14 protein-coding genes are annotated in these 21,122 nt (G+C 58.9%); 10 read left to right on the forward strand and 4 right to left on the reverse strand.

Features of this window, described 5'->3' with window-relative positions; all coding sequences use genetic code 11:
• The first annotated feature begins 165 nt into the window (after positions 1-165).
• Positions 166-843 (forward strand): metal-dependent transcriptional regulator, encoded by a 678-nt coding sequence (locus NQ050_RS00005; protein ID WP_257037176.1) that lies wholly within the window; start codon positions 166-168, stop codon positions 841-843.
• Between the two features lie 3 nt (positions 844-846).
• On the forward strand, positions 847-1,833 hold the full coding sequence (gene galE, locus NQ050_RS00010) for a UDP-glucose 4-epimerase GalE (RefSeq protein ID WP_257037177.1): 987 nt from the start codon (positions 847-849) through the stop codon (positions 1,831-1,833).
• A gap of 55 nt (positions 1,834-1,888) precedes the next feature.
• Here galE and NQ050_RS00015 read toward each other — a convergent pair whose 3' ends face one another.
• Complete coding sequence (locus tag NQ050_RS00015; RefSeq protein WP_257037178.1) at positions 1,889-3,058, reverse strand: DUF4192 domain-containing protein; 1,170 nt, start codon at positions 3,056-3,058, stop codon at positions 1,889-1,891.
• A gap of 374 nt (positions 3,059-3,432) precedes the next feature.
• Between NQ050_RS00015 and NQ050_RS00020 the strand changes: the two genes are divergently transcribed.
• From NQ050_RS00020 to NQ050_RS00030, 3 genes are all read left to right on the forward strand, one after another.
• Positions 3,433-4,395, forward strand: coding sequence for a PAC2 family protein (locus NQ050_RS00020; protein ID WP_257037179.1), 963 nt, complete (start codon positions 3,433-3,435; stop codon positions 4,393-4,395).
• Positions 4,396-4,428: 33 nt separating this feature from the next.
• Positions 4,429-6,966 (forward strand): DEAD/DEAH box helicase, encoded by a 2,538-nt coding sequence (locus tag NQ050_RS00025; protein ID WP_257037180.1) that lies wholly within the window; start codon positions 4,429-4,431, stop codon positions 6,964-6,966.
• 111 nt (positions 6,967-7,077) lie between these two features.
• A complete protein-coding gene (locus NQ050_RS00030) occupies positions 7,078-8,055 on the forward strand; it encodes a LysR substrate-binding domain-containing protein (protein WP_257037181.1) in 978 nt (325 codons plus the stop codon).
• A gap of 47 nt (positions 8,056-8,102) precedes the next feature.
• Here the strand turns inward: NQ050_RS00030 and NQ050_RS00035 are convergent, their stop codons facing one another.
• Complete coding sequence (locus NQ050_RS00035) at positions 8,103-9,089, reverse strand: hypothetical protein (protein WP_257037182.1); 987 nt, start codon at positions 9,087-9,089, stop codon at positions 8,103-8,105.
• A gap of 188 nt (positions 9,090-9,277) precedes the next feature.
• Between NQ050_RS00035 and hrpA the strand changes: the two genes are divergently transcribed.
• Positions 9,278-13,345 (forward strand): ATP-dependent RNA helicase HrpA, encoded by a 4,068-nt coding sequence (gene hrpA / locus NQ050_RS00040; RefSeq protein ID WP_257037183.1) that lies wholly within the window; start codon positions 9,278-9,280, stop codon positions 13,343-13,345.
• Between the two features lie 32 nt (positions 13,346-13,377).
• Here the strand turns inward: hrpA and nrdR are convergent, their stop codons facing one another.
• Entirely contained in the window at positions 13,378-13,848 is a 471-nt protein-coding gene (gene nrdR, locus NQ050_RS00045; protein WP_257037184.1) for a transcriptional regulator NrdR, read from the reverse strand.
• A 1,076-nt stretch (positions 13,849-14,924) separates the two neighbouring features.
• Between nrdR and lexA the strand changes: the two genes are divergently transcribed.
• Entirely contained in the window at positions 14,925-15,638 is a 714-nt protein-coding gene (gene lexA, locus NQ050_RS00050; RefSeq protein ID WP_257037185.1) for a transcriptional repressor LexA, read from the forward strand.
• Between the two features lie 420 nt (positions 15,639-16,058).
• Positions 16,059-16,838 carry a DeoR/GlpR family DNA-binding transcription regulator gene (locus NQ050_RS00055; RefSeq protein WP_257037187.1) on the forward strand — a complete coding sequence of 260 codons (780 nt, stop codon included), beginning with the start codon at positions 16,059-16,061 and terminating at the stop codon, positions 16,836-16,838.
• A 188-nt stretch (positions 16,839-17,026) separates the two neighbouring features.
• On the opposite strand, the gene ptsP is transcribed toward NQ050_RS00055, so the two are convergent.
• A complete protein-coding gene (ptsP, locus tag NQ050_RS00060; RefSeq protein WP_257037188.1) occupies positions 17,027-18,730 on the reverse strand; it encodes a phosphoenolpyruvate--protein phosphotransferase in 1,704 nt (567 codons plus the stop codon).
• A gap of 550 nt (positions 18,731-19,280) precedes the next feature.
• On the opposite strand from ptsP, the gene NQ050_RS00065 reads away from it, so the two are divergent.
• Positions 19,281-20,087, forward strand: a complete 807-nt coding sequence (locus NQ050_RS00065) for a DeoR/GlpR family DNA-binding transcription regulator (protein WP_257037189.1) — start codon at positions 19,281-19,283, stop codon at positions 20,085-20,087.
• Positions 20,084-21,079 carry a 1-phosphofructokinase family hexose kinase gene (locus NQ050_RS00070; RefSeq protein WP_257037190.1) on the forward strand — a complete coding sequence of 332 codons (996 nt, stop codon included), beginning with the start codon at positions 20,084-20,086 and terminating at the stop codon, positions 21,077-21,079. Before NQ050_RS00065 ends, NQ050_RS00070 begins: the two co-directional genes overlap by 4 nt.
• Positions 21,080-21,122 lie beyond the last annotated feature (43 nt).

Raw genomic sequence — 21,122 nt, forward strand, 5'->3', positions numbered from 1 at the left:
GCTCCCGCCCCCGCCCAAGCTCCTGCCCCCACAACTTACTCACCCTGGCGAAAAACCCGTTACACTGTGTGAAGCGTTACAACTCCGTGCCCAACTTTTAGCTCTTAAGATAAGTGGCACATCGCGGCAAAAGCGTTCCTGTGGATGTAAAGGAAGAACTGCACAATGAAGGATTTGGTAGATACAACAGAAATGTATCTGCGCACCATTTATGAGCTGGAAGAAGAAGGTATCACTCCCCTTCGTGCTCGTATTGCGGAGCGCTTGGAGCAGTCTGGTCCAACCGTGAGCCAGACCGTTGCCCGTATGGAACGCGACGGACTCGTGGTGGTTGCCAATGACCGCAGCCTCCAGATGACTACTGAAGGCCGCGCTCTAGCCACCGCGGTGATGCGCAAGCACAGGCTCGCGGAACGCCTCCTCACCGATATCATCAAGCTGGACATCAACAAAGTCCACGAGGAAGCCTGCCGCTGGGAACATGTGATGAGCGAAGAGGTGGAGCGCCGTCTCGTAGAAGTGCTGGACACCATCGACCGCTCCCCCTTTGGCAACCCAATCCCAGGACTCGATGAACTCGGCGCCAATGTGGCTACCGCTGATGTGGGTGTACGCACCATTGACGCGGCATCATTGAGCCCCCGCAAAGTTCGCGTGGTGCAGTTCAACGAAATCCTCCAGGTGGATGAAGACCAGTTCACACGCCTTCAAGACGCCGGGATCACCTTGGGCTCTGAAGTGGAACTCGAGCTGCGTGAAGGCCGCGTGATCCTGCGCAAGGGTGACGTGGAAGTAGAGCTTATCGACGATCTCGCTCATGCCGTGCGCGTGGAGGATGTATAACCCATGAATCTGCTGGTCACAGGCGGCGCGGGGTATGTAGGCAGTGTGTGCACCGCGGTGCTCATTGAGCGCGGGCATTCTGTCACTGTTGTAGACACCCTTGCCACCGGCAACCGTGAGGCCGTCCACCCAGACGCCACCTTCATCCAAGGTGACATCGCCGATGTTGCCCACAGCGTGCTTTCGGAACACCACTTTGACGGCGTGCTCCACTTTGCCGCCCGTTCGCTTGTGGGTGAATCGGTGGAAGACCCAGCCGAATATTGGCAGCACAATGTTGTGACCACGCTTCGCCTCCTCGAAGCGATGCGCCAGACCAACACCAACAACCTGGTGTTCTCTTCCACCGCTGCGACCTATGGCGAACCGGCGCAGGTGCCAATTACCGAGGACTTCCCTACCGCCCCAACGAATCCTTACGGTGCAACGAAGCTGGCCATCGACGCGATGATCACCTCCTACGCACACGCCTACGGTCTGGCTGCCACCAGCCTGCGCTACTTCAACGTGGCCGGTGCATACGGTGGCTTCGGGGAAAACCGAGAGGTGGAAACCCACCTCATCCCCATCGTGCTGCAAGTGGCCTTAGGGCACCGGGAGTCCATCAAGATTTTCGGCGACGACTGGCCCACCCCAGACGGCACCTGTATCCGCGACTACATCCACATTTTCGACCTCGCCCAGGCGCACCTCCTCGCGCTGGAGTCCAACACGGCAGGCGCCCATCGCATTTACAACCTTGGTTCGGGTGAAGGTTTCTCCGTCCGTGAGGTCATCGACGCCTGCAGGCAGATCACCGGCCACCCGATCCCAGCCGTGGTGGAAAGCCGCCGCGCCGGTGACCCAGCGGTACTCATCGCTTCCTCCCAAAAGGCAAAAGAGGAACTTGGCTGGCAACCCGAACGCACTGAGCTCAACCAAATCGTGGGAGACGCCTGGGAGTTCACCTCTGCACTGGGGGACCGGGCGCACAGCGCTCCCAAACACTAGGACACCCATACACCTGGGCCCTGAGAAATAGGGTCTTGGAAATTAGGGCTGGAAATTAGGGTTGGAACCCCACCTGCTCATCGAGTTCTTCCAGGGTGACATGCGCCCCTTCGCTCATCGCATTCAGCAGCTCGGCGATCACCCCGAAGCGGTAGCCCTGGTGGATCAGATTGCACAGGTAGTGGCGTGGATCTTGCTCGAAGGCGGCTTGCAACGCCATATTGGTGTACGCCGTTGCCCCTTGGGCGAGTGAACTCAGCGCGCACAATGCCAATGCGTTTGTTTTCACCTCGCCTCCAACAGAGCTCGCCAGTGCCACCATGATGTTTTTCAAGGCCACAGCGTGATCCGGGATGAGCACACACAGGGCATCACGCAACTTCACATTCGCGCACATCGAACCAAAGGCGATAAGGACTTCCGAGTGCTGTTGGAGCTGTTCAATACTTTGATGCTTCACCTGCTCGCAATATTGCTCCAAGATGTCCAGGTGGCGGCGCACCACACTCCTAGGAATCCCCCGTGCATTGATGAGCTGTGAACTCAGCGTGTGGATGGCGGCGTCGAGGTCATCTTCATCAGATTCTGTAAGAAACGGGTTGGATTGGGTGAAGTACCTCCAGGCCTCCTCCCGATTCAGTGCCGGCAGTTCCCCTCCTTGGAGCAAGCGCTTGGTGGCAGGAGCACTGGCTATATTTCCCACCTTGGGCGTGCGCCAGGAACGGTGCGGGGCGTCGTGGCTGAACAACAGGTGCATAGGTTGCCCGGTGAGCAGTTCTGGGACGTGGTAGCAGGCAATGGCGTCAATCTGCCCCGCTTCGTGGGCATCGTGGAGTTGCTCCACAAGAATGCTCATGGCTACGTGATTGTGCTCGGTGATGAGGAAAGCCACCACCTTCGGATGAGACAGCGATTGGATAAATTCAAGGACTTCATCGATGTTGTTTCTCTGGTCAAAACCCAGGCGCAGTACAGGGCCGAGGCTCGTGCCCAAACAACGCTGCGGCCCCACAGCATCCACTGCATCCACCGCGTCCGCCGCGCTGCCGGGATGTTCGGGCTGGTGTTGCAGCTCTGGGTCTGGATGTGGGTCCGGCTGTGGGGTCGGCCGTGGGTGTGTTTCCACGGTGACGAGAACCAAGGACTCCTTTGGGTAGTAACCCAGGATTCCTGGGACGTTTGCAATGAGATCTGCTGGATGAAAATTGATTGTGACTTGTTGCATGGGCTCACTTTCACAAACCCCGTACAACACCCGCTAGGGTCCGTAAGTGGAAAGGGCCTAATCTGTGGAAAACGTGGCCCAGAGGGCACCGCTTGTGGAAAACTCAACGGCCTTCGGGAACCAAAACCGTAATGCTTCCCACCACGTGAGCGTCGTTGCTGCCCCACCTCACGCGCAGTGCAGCGGGCAGTGTGGAACAAATGTGTACCCACAGGCGTTGTGCCGGTAGTAACCCGCAATGAACTGAAACGTGCTGCCGCGTGTCCGCGAAGGTGGACCATTGCCGGCGTGGCATGGATTAGCATGGATTGCCAGAAACGTTATTGGTGCGCCCGGCGGCGCGCTGATGGCTAGACACACCCCGGGAGGAAGTTATGCCAGAAGATTTTGGCCGGATGTATGAGCTACAGTTCCCCGCACCCGAGGTGAACAATGCCGATTCCCAAGGCCCAACGCTCATTGTGGCGCTACAGGGGTACGCAGACGCAGGCCATGCCGTTGAGCACAGTGCCGATCACCTGTTGGCCGCATTGGATCACCGCCCGGTGGCCTCCTTCAACAGTGACGAGTTGATTGACTATCGCTCGCGGCGCCCGGCGGTCACCATTGATCACAACGCGGTTGTAGAAATTGAAGATCTGCATATCGGCATGGACGTGGTGCGCGATAGCACCGGGAAATCCTTTCTGCTGCTCAGTGGCCCCGAGCCAGACTTGCGCTGGGAGGGATTCACCCAAGCGGTAGCAAACTTGGTGGACCGATTCGGCGTGAGCCAGACCATTTGCCTTTACGCCGCACCCATGGCCGTTCCGCATACCCGCCCCATGGTGATCTCTGCGCACGGCAACTCCCCGGAACTCGTGAGCAGCCAGTTCAACCTGGACACCCGTATCACCGTTCCCGGCGCTGCCGCCCTGCACCTGGAGCGCCTCCTGCACCAGCAGGGCCGCAAAGTCGCAGGCTTCACGGCGCATGTGCCGCACTACCTGGCCGCGTCGGTATACCCGCAAGCAGTCCTCGGGCTGCTTGAGGCCGCCGCCAGCGCTGCAGACCTTTCCTTGCCGCTGCGCGCACTCGAGGAAGACGCCGCAAAGGTAGCGATGCAGATCGAGGAACAGGTGGACGGCACCCCCGAGATCGAGCAGGTGGTGCACATGTTGGAGCGCCAGTACGACGAAGAGTTGGAACGATACCGCGAACGCAAACCCCACGCGGTCATGCCTGGGGAAAGCGCAGTGCCCACCGGCGAGGAACTTGGCGAGGAGTTCGAACGCTTCCTCGCGGGGCTTGACGACGAGCCCGGCACCGAAGGCACCGACGCTCCCCCGGCCCCTTAAGGCACACACCCCTTCTCCACTAAGGTAGAAGGGGTGAATTTGTCTCGGATGCTGCCAGATCTTGAAGAGGTCCCCGAAAACCTGCTTGATGAGTCCATCTTTGACTCCTTCCTCCGGTGGACCTCGGACCGCGGGATCAGCCTGTACCCCGCGCAAGAGGAAGCAGCGCTAGGCATCCTCGCTGGAGACAACGTCATTCTGGCCACCCCCACCGGCTCCGGAAAGTCCATGGTGGCTATCGCCGCCCACTTCATCGCTATGGCTCGCGGGCAGCGCAGCTTCTACACCGCACCCATCAAGGCCCTGGTGAGTGAGAAGTTCTTTGCCCTCTGCGAGATCTTCGGGCCAGAAAACGTGGGTATGATGACCGGCGACGCCACCGTCAACGGCCAAGCCCCTATCATCTGCGCAACAGCCGAGATCGTTGCCAACATAGCTCTACGCGACGGCGCCCAGGCCAACATCGGCCAAGTGGTAATGGACGAGTTCCACTACTACTCCGAACCCCGCCGCGGCTGGGCTTGGCAAGTACCTCTCCTGGAGCTGCCGCACGCCCAATTCCTCCTCATGTCCGCCACCTTGGGCTCCACTGACTTCCTTAGCGAAGACCTCAGTAAGCGCACCGGCCGCACCACCAACCTCGTGGCCGGCGCGACCCGCCCGGTGCCACTGGAGTTTGAGTACGTGTACACCCCCGTCCACGAAACCATCGAGGAGCTGCTGAGCAAAGGCAAAGCCCCGGTGTACGTGGTGCACTTCACCCAGCGCCAAGCTGTGGAGCGCGCGCAGTCCCTGACCAGCATCAGCATCATCACACCGGAAGAGAAGGAGCAGATCGCGGCGGAAATCGGGGCGTTTCGCTTTACCACCACCTTCGGCCAAACCCTCTCCAAGCTGCTCAGACGCGGCATCGGTATTCACCACGCAGGCATGCTGCCGAAGTACCGCCGCCTCGTGGAAAAACTCTCGCAGACCGGCCTGCTCAAGGTCATCTGCGGCACCGATACCCTTGGAGTGGGCATCAACGTGCCCATCCGCACCGTGTTGTTCACCGGCCTGGCCAAATTCGACGGCACCAAACAGCGCATCCTCGCCTCCCGGGAGTTCCACCAGATTGCAGGACGCGCCGGGCGCGCTGGCTACGACACCGTAGGCTACGTGGTGGTGGAGGCCCCTGAGCACGAGATTGAGAACTGGCGCCTGCGCCAGCGAGCCGGCCAGGACCCCAAGAAGCTCAAGAAGATGCGGATGAAATCCGCCCGCGATGGTGAAGTTACCTGGGGCGAACGCACTTTTGAACGCCTTATGAATGCACAGCCAGAGCAGCTCACCAGCCAGTTCATGGTGTCCAACTCCATGGTGCTCAATGTGATTGCCCGCCCCGGCGACGCCTACCAGCACCTGAAAAAACTCCTCCGCGGTAACCACGACAACTGGGACAAACAAAACAGAGACATCCTCACCACGATTGAACTCGTGCGCGGCCTGGTCACCGCGGGGATCGTGGTCCGTTTGGATGAAATTGACGCCACGGGACGTCGATACGCTCTCACCGAAGAACTGGAGCGTGACTTCGCGCTGAACCAGCCGCTCTCCCCCTTTGCCCTGGCGAGCCTGGAGCTGCTGGACCGGGAGGCGGATGACTTTGAGCTCAACGTGATCAGCGCTTTCGAGGCCATTTTGGATGACCCCCGCCAGGTGTTGCTCGCGCAGCAGAAGGCCGCGCGTGACGAGCAGATCGCGGCGATGAAGGAAGAGGGCCTGGATTACACGGAGCGGATGCGGCTGCTTGACGACGTCACGTGGCCGCAACCCCAAGCCGAACTCCTTGAGCAAGCGTATGCTACATACGCCGCCGGGCACCCTTGGGCGCGGGAATTCCAGATCAGCCCGAAGTCCATCATCCGTGACATGGTGGAACAGGGCATGACTTTCAGCGATTTCATTGCCGCCTACGGGCTCGCGCGCTCGGAGGGAGTGGTGCTGCACTACCTCACTGATGCGTGGCGCACCCTCAAGAACTCGATTCCCGAGGAGTACCGAACCCAGCAGCTTGAGGACATCGTGGAATGGCTCGGTGAGCTGATTCGTCAGGTGGATTCCTCGCTGATTGATGAATGGGCGCAGATGGCGGACCCAGACGCCCCGATCTCGCAGGATGCATTGGCCACGGAGCTGGCGTTCGGCGTGGAAGACCCCAACGCGCTGACCGCAAACAAGCGTGCCTTCCAAGTGATGGTGCGCAACCTCATGTTCCGCCTGGTGAGCCTGTTCGCATTGGAAAAGGAAGACGAGCTGGCGGAAATGCTGGACTACCTGGAGGAAGTGCCAGACTTCGGTGCCGCCATGGACGCCTACTTTGAGGACTACGCGGACCTGGATACCTCCGCCGCTGCCCGCGGCCCGGAGTACTTCCGCGTGGAAAAAGGCCCCGAGAAGTGGCGGGTGCGTCAGGTCATCAAGGATCCCGAGGATGACCGGGCATTTGCGTTTGTGGCCGAGGTGGACCTTGCCGCCTCTGACGCTGCAGGCGAAGTTCGGCTCTCTCAGCTTGAGATCGACCAACACTAGTGCGGTGTTGTGCGGTGTAGTGCGGTGTGGTGCGGTGTGGTGCGGTGTGGTGCGGTGTGCACGATAGGCTCAATCAGTTGAACCTATTAACACTGCTCTATACTCATAGGCATGAGCAATAAAGAGTACCGCCCGACTCTCGCCCAGCTTCGCACGTTCGTCACCATCGCGGAAAACCGCCACTTTGGCACCGCCGCCACCAAGCTCAACATTTCCCAGCCCTCGCTTTCCCAAGCGTTGGTTTCCTTGGAAAACGGCCTGGGGGTGCAGCTCATTGAGCGCTCCACGCGGCGGGTGATCGTCACACCGATCGGCGAATCCCTCCTGCCCTTCGCCAAAGCCACCCTGGATGCAGCCGAGGCTTTTATCGCTCATGCCCAAGGCAACAGTGGCGTGTTGTCTGGCAACCTCGCGGTGGGAATCATCCCCACCATCGCGCCGTACATTCTGCCCGAGCTGTACAAGGAACTCGCTGCCAGCTACCCCGACCTCGAACTGCAAATCGTGGAAGATCAAACGCAACACCTGCTCAGCCAGCTTAAAGACGGCCACATCGATTGTGCCCTCTTGGCCTTGCCGGTGGAAAACACCGGGATTGTGGAAATCCCCCTGTACGCCGAACACTTCAAGATCGTTGTATCGGAGTCCAATGTACTCGCCGGCAGGGAGGACGTGAAGCTCTCCTCGCTCGCGGACCTCAACCTGCTCCTCCTTGACGACGGACACTGCCTGCGCGACCAAGTCGTGGACCTCTGCCGCAAGGCAGACGTCAACCCCTTGGCGCAGCGCAGCGCCGAAACCAAGGCCGCAAGTCTCACCACCGTGATGCAACTCGTCAGTGCGGGCATTGGCTCCACATTGATCCCCGAAAGCGCCGTGAGCATTGAAACCAACCGCGAGGGTGTGGCAACCGCAAGTTTTGCCCAAGACGTGACCGCCAGCCGCCAAGTGGGGCTGGTGTACCGTGCGTCCTCCACCAGGGAAGACACCTACCTGAAACTTGGTTCAGTAATCTCCGAGGCTTTCTACCGCACGATTGGCATGGAAAACACGGGTGGCATGGATGGCATGGATGGCACCGAGAAATAGCACAAAAGCCCAGACCATAGATGTCTGGGCTGTGTGTTTTCCGGAGTTTAGCGCAGGTCGCGCGGGAACTCACCGCCGGAGATCTGGCGGTAGAAGTGCGCGGTGGCGTTCAGGCTAACGCCAATTGCCACGACGATTCCCAAGCCACAAGTGGCCAGGACAAGCAGCATGACAACCAACGAGGTCATCACATAGAAACCTACGGTCTTCAGGTAATTGGCTTTCACCGCCTGGAAGGAAGCGGAAACAGAGGCTAGGGCGCCGCTGCGACCGTCGGCCGCGAAATATGGCGCAAAATTCACCAGGGGCACTACCAAAAGGCTCACCACCAATTGCGCCAGCATTCCAAGGGAATACATGCCCCAATTAATTTCGCCCGTGGAGGTATCGATCGCCAGCATGAGCGGCAATGCAGCCACCACGGTAACAACGCCGGTAATAAGAGAGCACAGTAAATAGCTCAAAAACGTGGCGCCATAATGCGGGCCGGGCACTGCCTCGCCCACTGCGAACTTCTTGCCGTCTGCCTGGAGCAACGTCAGCCGCATGATCATTGGGTAAATCAGCAATGCCAGGATGAAAATCACCCAGGTGGACGGGTTCGTGTAAGGGTTCACCTCAAAGTTTTGTGGGTCTTCCACCGCCAGCGGCGCGTTGGCGATGTAGTACGCGAAGTAGCCACCAAGTGCCACCAGCGAAAGCAGACCGAGGCCAAGCCACAATGGCCAACGCTTAAAGGTGATGCGGAAACCGTATTTGATTGCCTCAAAGAGATCTACCGTTTGGCCGGGACCGGCCACCATGAGGTCGCCTAGATCTTCATGGCGGCGATCCCCGCCGTGATTCTCCCCAAACTGGCCAGCACCGTAATTGCCGGCGCCGTAGCCACCGGCATTTGCTGCACCAAATCCGGCGGTACCAAAATCTGGGCGGTCTTCTGGATGATTGGACGCTGGATATTGCGAATCAGCGGAAAACTCACCGTCAAATGGGTCCTGGGAAGGCCCATTTTCATCATTGGGACTGTTGGTCATGAAAACTCCTTCGGGTTTGAGCGCATTTTCGGCACTACGCGATCATGGAAACGTAAAGCCGAGAAAGTCAACTCGAATTAGTGAAAAGGATGAATTGAGACAAAACCCAATACTAGTGAAGTTCACTGGCGAAGGCAGGCAAGCAAAAAGCAAGCAGCCCCAAACGCAAGATAGACTGGGCAATTGCTATGACCGAAGCCAAAAAGGAACCCCACAGCGCTGAGCAACTCCCGCGCCGCCGCTCTCAGCGAACTCAGCACCCTCAACGCCGCCGTCGGAAGCCGCAGGCAGCCGCACAGGCGCCGGTAGGGACACGAGCCCAGGCACCGCTAGAGGGGGCGCTCAAGGCAACACAGAGGGAACTGCTAACCCACATTGAGCAAGACGCGCCGAACTTGCGCACTGTGGATGTTCGCGCGCTGCGCAGACGAGCCCGGAATGCGCGCAGCGACAAGGCGTTTCAGGCGATCCACGCCGACTTGCAGCAGGCTGTATCGCACCACGCCGAGTTCGTGGCGAGTCTTCCCGAGGTGAGCTATCCGGAGTCATTGCCGGTCAGCGCACGTAAAGATGACATCGCCGAGGCAATCCGGGACCATCAAGTGGTCATCATTGCCGGTGAAACCGGTTCCGGTAAAACCACGCAGATTCCCAAGATCTGCCTGGAGCTCGGCCGCGGGCGCAAAGGCCTAATTGGGCATACGCAGCCGCGCCGTCTCGCTGCGCGCACAGTTGCAGAACGCATTGCATTTGAGCTGGAACAACCGATCGGCCAGACCGTTGGCTATGCGATCCGTTTTGATGACCAAGTGGGCCCCAACACGGCGATCAAGCTCATGACTGACGGCATCCTGCTGGCGGAAATGCAGCGCGACCGCTTCCTTAACGCATACGACACCATCATCATCGACGAAGCCCACGAACGCTCCCTCAACATCGACTTCCTCTTGGGCTACCTGAAGCAGCTTCTGCCGAAACGCCCGGATCTCAAGGTGGTGATCACCTCCGCAACAATCGACCCTGCACGATTCGCAGAGCATTTCGCGCAGCCCGACGGCACCCCGGCCCCCATCATCGAAGTTTCCGGCCGAACCTATCCAGTGGAGGTTCGCTACCGGCCGCTCGAGGTTGAAGTAGGCGAAAAGACAGTGGACATCGATCCACTCGACGGCCTGATTGGCGCTTTGGAAGAGCTCATGAGTGAGGGGCCGGGAGATATTCTGTGCTTTTTCGCAGGCGAAGCTGACATCCGCGACGCCATGGAAGTGATCCAGGCGCGGCGCTACAAGAATGTGGAGGTCACTCCCCTCTTTGGCCGGTTGTCCAACCAGGAACAGCACAAGGTGTTCAGCCCCCATTCGGGGCGCCGCATCGTGCTGGCCACCAACATCGCGGAAACTTCACTCACGGTTCCCGGAATCCACTATGTGGTGGACACCGGCACCGCCCGCATCTCCCGCTACTCCACGCGCACCAAAGTGCAGCGCCTTCCGGTTGAACCCATCTCCCAGGCCAGTGCCAATCAGCGTTCGGGCCGTTGTGGGCGCGTTGCCGACGGCGTGGCCATCCGTTTGTACTCGGAGGAGGATTTCTCCTCCCGCCCGGAGTTCACGGACCCGGAGATTTTGCGGACCAACCTGGCGAGCGTCATCCTACAAATGGCCAGCCTGCGGCTGGGCGACATCGAGGCGTTTCCATTTCTACAGGCCCCAGATACTAAGGCCATTCGGGACGGCCTGTTGCTGCTCCATGAACTCGGGGCTTTGGACAGCACGACGGGCAAAGACGGCGAACCGCGGCTCACCAAAGTGGGCCGCGACATCGCGCGCGTTCCCCTTGATCCCCGGCTTGCACGCATGCTCCTGGAGGCCAACACCCATGGGGTGTTGGGTGCGGTGTATGTGATTGTTGCCGCGCTGAGCATCCAGGATGTGCGCGAACGCCCGCTCGAAATGCAGGCCCAAGCAGATCAGGCACATGCGCGTTTCAAAGACCCCAACAGTGACTTCTTGAGCCTGCTGAAGTTGTGGGAACACATCGTTGAAGAGCGCGGTGCCCTCAGCGGCAACGCCTTCAAACGCTCGGTGCAAAAACAATTCCTGCACTACATGCGCATCCGGGAGTGGTTCGACCTCGTGCGTCAGTTGCGCAATATCGGTGACCAGTTGGGGTGGGCTGACCCAATGCACGGCCTGTTTGAGTCGCTTGGTGACGTTGAATCGCAGGCGGACCTCATCCACCGCGCGCTACTTTCGGGTCTGCTTTCCCAAATTGGCATCCGTGACGCGCAAACAAAGGAGTTCCAGGGCACACGGAATACCCGTTTCATGATTTTCCCCGGCTCAGCGCTTGCCAAAAAGCCACCGCAGTTTCTGATGGCGGCCCAGTTGGTGGAAACCTCCAGATTGTGGGCCCGCGACGTGGCAAGTATTGATCCTCGCTGGGTAGAGCAACTGGGCAAAGACCTCCTCAAGCACCAATACTCAGAGCCCTTCTGGTCCACCAAACGCGGCAGCGCCATGGCTCACCAACGCTCAACACTGTACGGCGTACCGGTTGTTGCGGACCGGGTGGTTGGGTATCACACCATTGATCCTCAGGCAGCGCGTGACATGTTCCTCCGCGAGGCTCTCATTGACGGCAATTGGAACACTCACCACGAATTTTTCCATAACAACACCGCCAAATTGGAGCTCGCGGGTGAGCTTGAGGAGAAGGCCCGTAGGCGTGACATTGTGGTGGATGAGCAGGCACTGTTCGACTTCTACGATGCTCGCATCCCGCAAGAGGTTTTCAACGCCAACACCTTCCACTCTTGGTGGAAAAAGCAGCAGGGCATCACCCCGAATCTACTGGACTTTGACCCCGCGGAGCTGCTCACCGAGCACGCCGAGGACGTCCACGAAGATGCATTCCCAGATTCCTGGACGCAAAACGGTGTGGATTTTGAACTCACCTACAAGTTTGAACCGGGCACCGTGGACGACGGCGTCACAGTGCGCATTCCGGTTCCCCTGTTGGGGAGCGTCCGCCCCGAGGGTTTTGAGTGGAATGTCCCTGGCCTACGCGAAGAGTTAGTGACAGCGCTGATCAAAACGTTGCCCAAGCACCTCCGCAGACAGGTGGTGCCCGCACCCGACTACGCCAAAAAGGTTGCAGCCAATCTGCGTTTCGGCTCCGGTGACCTGCTGGTTCAGGTGGCCAACGAGCTGGTCCACTTGGGAGGCAGTGGCATCACTGAGGATGATTTCTCCTTGGCCCAGGTCCCAGACCACCTTAAGGTGAGTTTCGGCGCTGTGGATAAGCGCGGCGACGTCATTGACCGGGATAAAGACCTCCTCGCCCTCCAGCAGCGCTTCAAAGGGAAAATCTCCACGTCTATGGCGAAGGTTGGCCCGAAGCAGCAACGCGCCACGGAGTGGACCTCGGAGACGCTCGGCACTATCGCTGAGGAGGTGATCACGAAGGTCGATGGGCAAAATGTGATTGCGTACCCTACACTCGCGGTGGGCAAGACTGGGGTGGCGGTGGAGGTAGTGTCCACGAAGGCGCAGGCCGAAGCCCAGCTCTTTACCGCGACATTGACGTTAATGTTGCGGGAAGTGAAGCTCAACGCACAGAAAATGTTGAATGGCCTACCGCTGCAGCAGCGGGTTGCGCTGGAGCACTTTCCAAACGGAGGTGCGCAGGGTTTCATTGCCGACGCCACCGCCGCAGCCGTGCGCGACATCCTTCGCGATAACGGTGGCCCTTCCCGAAATCCCGCACGGTTTAGAGAGCTGTTGTCCCTGGTGAAAGAGCAGGCGCCTGCTGTGGTACGTCGGACAACTGTGGATCTTGCGCCGTCAGTGTTGGCGTTTCACCAGTTGAATGACGAGTTGGAGCTGTGGTCCGGTCCCGCAATTGATGATATGCGGGCCCAGGTTGCCGGCTGGCTCCCCCAGCACGCGATTACCAGGCTCGGCGTTGCGCGTTTGCGGCATATTCCTCGTTTTGCCCAGGCAATCCGTCTGAGGTTAGAGGATTTGCAGCGGCTTCCGGATCGAGACGCGCGCTACCAGCAGCAGATCCAGGTTTTGCAGCAGCGATTGGCCCAGAAGGTCCAGGCTTCCAAGCGTGGAGTGAACCAGAGCCAGGTGTTGGATATTCAGTGGATGATCGAAGAGCTGCGGGTGAGCTTGTTTGCACAACGTTTGGGTACCGCGCAAAAGGTTTCCGAGCGCAAAATTGAGAAAGCGATTGATGAGTTGAAGTAGCCGAGGCTGCGCGTGTCTTTGTGGCTGCTTCCCTATTCGCCGAGGTTGTCAAAGCTTCGGCTTCTGCGCCGCATGAGCCGGATTTCTGACTCAAAGTCCTCGGCACGTTCAAATGATTTGTACACTGAGGCGAAGCGAAGGTATGCAACCTCGTCGAGCTCTCGGAGCGGATCGAGGATTGCTAAGCCTACGTCGTTGGCGTACACCTGCGATCCGTGTTGGCTGCGCACGGTTGCCTCCACTTCTTGGGCGAGGCGTTTCAGTGCATCTTCGCTGACATCGCGGCCTTGGCATGCACGGCGCACTCCGGTGATGACCTTTTCTTTGCTGAAAGGCTCAGAAAGTCCGTTCTTCTTGATGACCAAGAGCACTGCTTTTTCCACTGTAGTGAAGCGGCCTTCACAATGAGTGCATTGGCGGCGCCTGCGAATGGCGGTGCCTTCCTCGAAAATCCTTGAGTCAATTACCTTGGAGTGTTCGTTGTTGCAAAACGGGCAGTACATCTTCTTGCCTCATGCCTTTCGTGCGTCACCACCGAGCTTCCCAGACAGGCCAGCGTTCCCACGTCGAGCGTCTCGCATCGTGGCCCTCTGAAACTCTGCTCACAAGGCTGAAATTATACGCTGCCCGCTGGTATTAATGGTGCGCGCTTTGGGACAAGGTGAAGTCTGGGGTCACACCGGCCGGGACCGGTGGCTGGGTGTCCTCAGGCTGACCGAAAAGCGCAATTCCAGCAGCCAGGACCAAACCTACCAAGGAGCCAGCAAACGCATTCGCCCAACGTTCTGACCTCTTTGTGGGCCGCTCGGTGGAGGCGGCAGTCAAAGGGGCGGTGTGCACATCTTGCAGAGCCGAGCTCCTGCGGCGAGAGGCCGCAAGGGTGGTCAACCCAGAATTGTGGTTTCGAACAACAGGCTTGTTACTGCCATGACCACTCCCACGATCATCATTCTCTATACGGGGCCGAAGTGTTCGAATAGCTGTTGCAGTATGTTCGATACCCAAGTTGCCACGGCTTACGCGAACTTGCCTACGGCTGGGTTCCCACACCTCCGCAGGGGGGACTACTCGCGTTAAAGCATGATCCTGCACAGCCCGGTAAGGGAATCGTGCGGCAGAGGTGGACTGAGGTGCTGCGATGGTCATGATCTTTTCCTTTTTGGTGAGTTGAAACAGAAGGAGTAACACTCCTGTAACGGAACACAACGCACTCTATATTCCCGCCCGGACACGAAGGCCCATTGAGGATCGAAGTCTCGTGCATATGTTCGACTATTTTCGATTTGTTCGAATTATGCACCTTGTTCGAACACTTGTCAAGAATTCGAACGACACTCTCGAACAAATGTATGATTTGGTAAGGACAATGCGCTAGAGTGGGGAACGAGCGCACTCCACCCAGCCCTCTCTGGCAGTCAGTTCCGACAATCAGCTTGGGCAATGGTTCGGCCCCGCCGAGTCACCCTGCTCCCGCGTTTTCGCGGCTTCTGGGTAGGTCTGCGCGCCAGTAACTACACCTCTTAAACCACCTACTCATAACGCGCCGCCACGCACTGCAACGATTTTCAGGAGAACAGAAATGCCACCTCGCAAAAACACGGACCCGAGCAAGCAAGAACCTCTTTCTGACCGCCAACGCAGAATCCTTCAAGTGATTTCCGATGCAGTAGTGCTACGTGGCTACCCGCCAAGCATTCGTGAGATCGGTGATGCAACTGGCCTGCAATCCACTTCATCCGTGGCCTACCAACTGCGCGAACTTGAGCGCAAGGGATACCTGCGCAGGGACGCCAATAAGCCACGAGCGGTAGACGTTCGCACGTTGCCAGATCAGAAGGCCACCAAACCTGGACCAAAGACTCGAACCAAGGAGCAGCCATCTGCGCCGGCGTTCAGTCCGGAGAATGCCGAGGCCTCCTCCACCACCTACATTCCCATCGTCGGTAGCATCGCGGCAGGCGCTCCGATCTTGGCTGAAGAAAACGTGGAACAGTACTTCCCACTCCCTCAGGATGTGGTAGGCGACGGCGAGCTCTTCATGCTCCAGGTTGTTGGTGAGTCAATGAAAGACGCCGGCATCCTGGATGGCGACTGGGTGGTGATTCGCTCACAGCCAGTAGTTGAGCAAGGCCAATTTGCAGCCGCCCTCATTGACGGCGAAGCAACCGTCAAGGAATTCCACAAGGACTCCTCCGGCGTGTGGCTTCTTCCCCACAATGACGCCTTCTCCCCCATTCCTGCGGAGCACGCTGAAATTATGGGCAAGGTGGTAACCGTCCTGCGCAAGTACTAGGAAAATCGCGGACTCATTCTCAGAGCAGCCGCGGTTCCAAACACCCGTCAGACAACGTACTTGCCTGGCGGGTTTCAGCTATGCTCCCACCCCTATATTGGGGAGTTTCTCAACAATTCTTCTACAAAAACTCACAGCTCATTCGGACACGAGCGGCACTAAACAGACTGCCTAAGCAGGATTTTGTGGGATCATATCCAAAATCGTGCCCGATATTACATATCCCCCTGCCCATTTTTCCCGATTTTTGGGGTTTGTCCGTGCAAAACTGTCTGTATTGCGTTGCTGTTGGTTTGTTGGCTTTTCGTTGTGCCCAGCCAATTCGGGCATTTCCAACAGCACTCCGTTCCCAACATTGGGAATTCCATGTTCAGCGCCGAACAAGAGTGCCACCAACCATGGGCATTTGAAAGGAAAGAGATGTACTCAGAGGAACGCCGCCGGCAAATTGCGTCACTCACCGCAGTTGAGGGAAGGGTAAATGTCACCGAACTTGCCGCGCGTTTTGAAGTCACCGCCGAAACAATTCGTCGCGACCTCGCTGTGCTGGACCGCGAGGGCGTAGTGCACCGAGTACACGGCGGCGCGGTGGCTAACCAAACGTTCCAAACCGCTGAGTTCAGCCTGGACACCCGTGCCCGTTCGGCATCGGGTGCAAAAAACTCCATTGCACACGCAGCGTTGGCATTCCTCCCAGAAGCAAATGGTGGGATGTTCCTGGACGCCGGCACCACCATCGCGGCGCTCGCAGAACTCATTGCGGTACAGCCACTTGCAAGGCAGTGGTCCATCGTGACCAACAGCCTCTCTATCGCACTGACGTTGGCGAACGCCAACATGGACTCTATTCAGCTCCTCGGCGGCAGCGTTCGCGCCATCACCCAGGCGGTAGTCGGTGATACCGCCTTGCGCACCCTCGCCCTGATGCGGGCAGACGTCGCGTTCATTGGCACCAACGCGCTCACCCTCGATCACGGCCTTTCCACCGCGGACTCCCAGGAGGCCGCAATCAAGAGCGCCATGATCACCAATGCCCACAAGGTTGTGGTGCTGTGTGACTCCACCAAGATGGGCACGGACTATCTGGTGAGCTTCGGCAGCATTGAGGACATTGACGTGGTGGTCACAGACTCCAATGCCCCAGAATCCTTTGTCAAGGCGCTGCGTGACCGTGACGTTGAGGTGGTCATCGCGCAATAAAGCCCAAGAACTTTCAAACAGGGGCCTGATTTCCACTACACATGGAAGCTCAGGCCCTTTAGCTATCCCTAACCTCACCACCGCACAGGGCATGAAAACTCCCCACCAGCCAATACAAAACTGATGGGGAGCAATCTACCAAGCAGTGAATGAGCCACTTGGGGGCGTCGGAACGCTGCCGGAGAGCGTCAGGCGTTGGCCTTCATGATGACCTCGCGCACTGCCGCGCGGGCCTCGGTGGCACCTTCTGCGTCCAGGGCTGCCTCAGCGGCGCGCTTGCATGTCTCAAAATCAACTGCGGAGAGTTGAGCACCCACACCCGCGATCGCAGTGGAAGCGGAGGAAAGGGAGTTCACGCCCAGGCCTGCGAGGACGCAAGCGAGCAGTGGATCGGCTGCGGCCTCGCCACACACACCCACGGCCGTGTTGGTGCGCTCGCCTTCCTTACAGGTGTGCGCAATGAGACGCAGCACCGCTGGCTGCCAAGGGTCGGTGAGGTACGCGAGCTGCGGGCTCATGCGGTCTGCAGCCATGGTGTACTGGGTGAGGTCGTTGGTGCCGATGGACACGAAGTGCAGGTATGGCATGAGCTTGTCAGCCATCAAGGAAGCTGCAGGAACCTCGATCATTGCGCCTGCAATCAAGCCGCGCTCCTCACACAGGCCTGCGAACCACTTTGCCTCGCGGGCAGTAGCCACCATTGGAGCCATCACCCAGGTTGGGGCATCCTCGCCGCGGCCGAGCTCCTTTGCGGCCAAGGCGATTGCGTCGAGCTGGCGGGTTAGCAGAGCCTCGTTTGCGCGAGCTACGCGCAGACCACGAACACCCAAGGCAGGGTTCATCTCATCAGCCATGGAGGCAAAGGCCACAGGCTTGTCCGAACCGGCGTCGAGGGAGCGCACCACAACCTTGCTGTGCGGGAACTGCTCCAGCACCTTCTTGTACACGGCGGCCTGCTCTTCCACACTTGGTTCCTCGGTAGCGGTGAGGAAGCACATCTCAGTGCGGAACAGGCCGATACCCTCTGCCTGGCTCTGCGTCGCAGCGATGCGGGCGGCGTTGCCGTCCTGGACATTAGCCAGAAGCTGCACGCGGTGGCCATCTTTGGTTTCTGCAGGCCCAGTCCACTGGGCAATGCGCTCTGCGAGCATCTTAGATTCCTGCTCTGCAGCAAGGGCAGTCTCAGGGTCCGCATCCAGGGTAACGGTACCCAAGGCGCCGTCCACTAGAACCATATCCCCAACCTTGACGTTGTGGAGCTTTTCACCCACAGCCACGATGCAGGGCACGTTGAGTTGGCGGGCGATGATAGCGGTGTGGGAGGTTGGGCCGCCGAGCTCGGTGACCAAACCCACGAACAGGTCAGTATCCAAAGCGGCGGTGTCTGCTGGGGAGAGGTCGTCTGCGAACAGGACCACCTGCTCATCAACGGTTGGCAGGCCTGGCTCCTGCTCGCCACGCAGCTCCGCGATCACGCGGTCTCGGATGTCACGCAAGTCCGTGGTGCGCTCTGCCATTACGCCGCCGGCAGCCTCAAACATAGTGACAAACTTGGTGGTTGCGGCAACCACGGCATAGTCGGCTGGGTGGCCACCCTGGATGCCCTTCTTCACAGCCTTCAGCCAGCCACGGTCGCGCACCATACCGGCGGTTGCCTTGAGCACCTCAGCTGCAGCACCTTCTGCGCTGGCAGAGCGCTTTTCCAGGCGGGCCGCCACAGCCTCAGCGGCGGTAGTGAATCGTTCCAGCTCGGCCTCACGCTGGGATTCATCGATCACTTCGCCTGCTTGAGGCAGCTCAGGGCGAGGAGAGATCCATACTGCCTTGGCGTAGCGAACGCCAGAAACAACTGCAGTGCCCTTAATTGTTGTGTCGCTAGTCACATTATTCAACGAGATCCGCCTATCTTCACAAACTCTTGATGGAATGCCTTCACATCACCACAAAAACAACATTTTCGCAACCGATCAAACAAAGTTTTCTTGACAATCAAACACAAGTGGGCATACGTTTAAGGCAGATTCCAACATTTTCTATAGGTTTGCCGGTTTCCACACCAAGCGGATTTGACCCCAGAAACTACTTCTTTCAGGTCAAATCCAGCTTAGGAAATCTGACTACCGCCAGATGAGCTGGAAAAACAGGAGTGGATCGCCGAAGGAGCACACGCTCAAACAACGGCGCTGCCCCTTCGACCCTTTCCGGCCGGCCTGTCCAGCCACCTACATCTAGCGGATCCAACCCCCAAGAAAAATGTGGGAAATCACACAACAAAACAAAATCACGCAGTACCCAATCAACACTTTTCGGGGCTTTCACTGATTCACCTGCCCCGCAAAATGTACGACTAGACCTCATTTGCCCAAAGGGTGTTCAGGCTGCGCAGCCACAACGCCCCAAAAAACTCGAAGATTCAGTACCAATATCCAGAGAGGTGGTGAAATGGCCACAGTAGAAGAGGTAGCCAACCGGCAATCCACGATCGTTGCCTTGACGCAAAAATACGGCCGAAGCAACGTCTCTGACCTCGCAGCGGAATTCAACGTCACCCCTGAAACCATCCGCCGTGACCTCAAGGCACTCGAACAGCGCGGCCACATCCGTAGGGTGCATGGTGGCGCGGTGATTGACGCGCACGCGCACCGCACCGATCTCCTTGCCATTGACGAGGAGGATTCCGGACTACCACTCCACCAGGTGCAGCGCCGCAAGCAGGCGATCGCCGAGGCAGCGATGCACCTCATCCCCGGCCCCCAGGCCTCCATGTTTATTGATGCAGGCTCCACAACCGAGGCCTTTGCCAACGTGCTCGCCCGTTATTACGTGGGCCAGCAATGGGTGGTGGTGACTAATTCCCCTAACGTGGCGCGCACACTGGTCTCGGCCGGAGTGCCCGAGGTAACCATCCTCGGCGGCGTGGTGAAAGGCCAGACTCAGGCTGTAGTGGGGCCGCGGGCAGTGAATGCCTTGCAGCTCCTGCGCGCGGACGTCGCCTTCATGGGTACCTCCGGTCTCACCACCGACGACGGCCTCACCACCTCCGATCCCCGCGAAGCAGCCGTAAAAACCGCCATGATCGAACGCTGCCGCACCGCCATTGTGCTGTGCGACTCAACCAAGATCGGCAAATCTTCCACAGTCACCTTCGCCCCACTCAGCAAGGTTCATGTGGCCGTGACTGACCGCTTTGCCCCAGCAGACTTCACCTCGAAGCTCAAACCATTCCATACAAAGGTAGTTATCTCGTGATTCTCACCTTCACACCTCATCCAAGCATCGACCTCACGTTGAGCCTGCCCGAACCCATCCGCCGCGGCGCCGTCCAACGCCTCGAAGGCAGCGAATCTGTAGCCGGTGGCAAGGGGATCAACGTGGCTCAGGCGTGCGTCAAAGCTGGCAAAGAAGCTCTCGCAATCTTTCCCGCGTGCAAAAAGGACCCGTTCCTGGGGCTTGTCGACGCAGCCAACATCCCAGCACTCGCCGTGGAAATGTCCGGTAGGGTCCGCACCAACACCGCGGTGACAGAGCCCGACGGCACCACCACGAAATTCAACGGCCAGGGCCCCACGATGAACGATGCACAGCTCGAGCACGTGGCAGAAGTGCTCAAGGAACAGGCAAAGCAGGCCAATTGGGTGGTGCTCGCTGGTTCCTTGCCACCTGGGGCGCCCGATGATTGGTATGCCAGTCTGATTACGGCGGTTCGCTCCGTAGCCCCCAAGGTCAAGATCGCCGTGGATACCTCCGACGCCGCGCTCGAGGCCCTTGGCAAGCACTTTGGCACCGCCACCCCTGATCTGATCAAGCCCAACGGCGTGGAGTTGGGCCAGCTCGTGGGTACGGACGGCGAAGCCTTAGAAGACGCAGCTCAGGAAGGCAACTTCGCCCCCGTCATCGAGGCCGCAGCTCCACTTCTTGAACAAGGTATCCAGTATGTGCTGGTGACCTTGGGTGCTGCGGGCGCGGTGCTGGTGAGCAACGCTGGCGTATGGCGTGCCACCCCGCCTCCGACCGTGGCGGTGTCCACCGTTGGCGCCGGCGATTGCACCTTGAGCGGCTTCATCATGGGCCTCGAGGACAACCAACCCGCGCCTGAGGCCCTCGCGCTCGGCGTGGCCTACGGCTCCGCGGCGGCGTCTCTCCCAGGCACCACCATCCCCACCCCAGAGCAGGTCAATGTGGCCGAGACCCATGTCACGCAGGTGCACAGCAACCAGCGACTCAACGTCGCACAAGCCTAAATACCTTCACTCAATACTCATTTCTCCCCCCTCTCAGTAAAGG

The sequence above is a fragment of the Corynebacterium sp. 122RC1 genome (genome assembly GCF_024580955.1).
Classification (GTDB): domain Bacteria; phylum Actinomycetota; class Actinomycetes; order Mycobacteriales; family Mycobacteriaceae; genus Corynebacterium; species Corynebacterium kozikiae.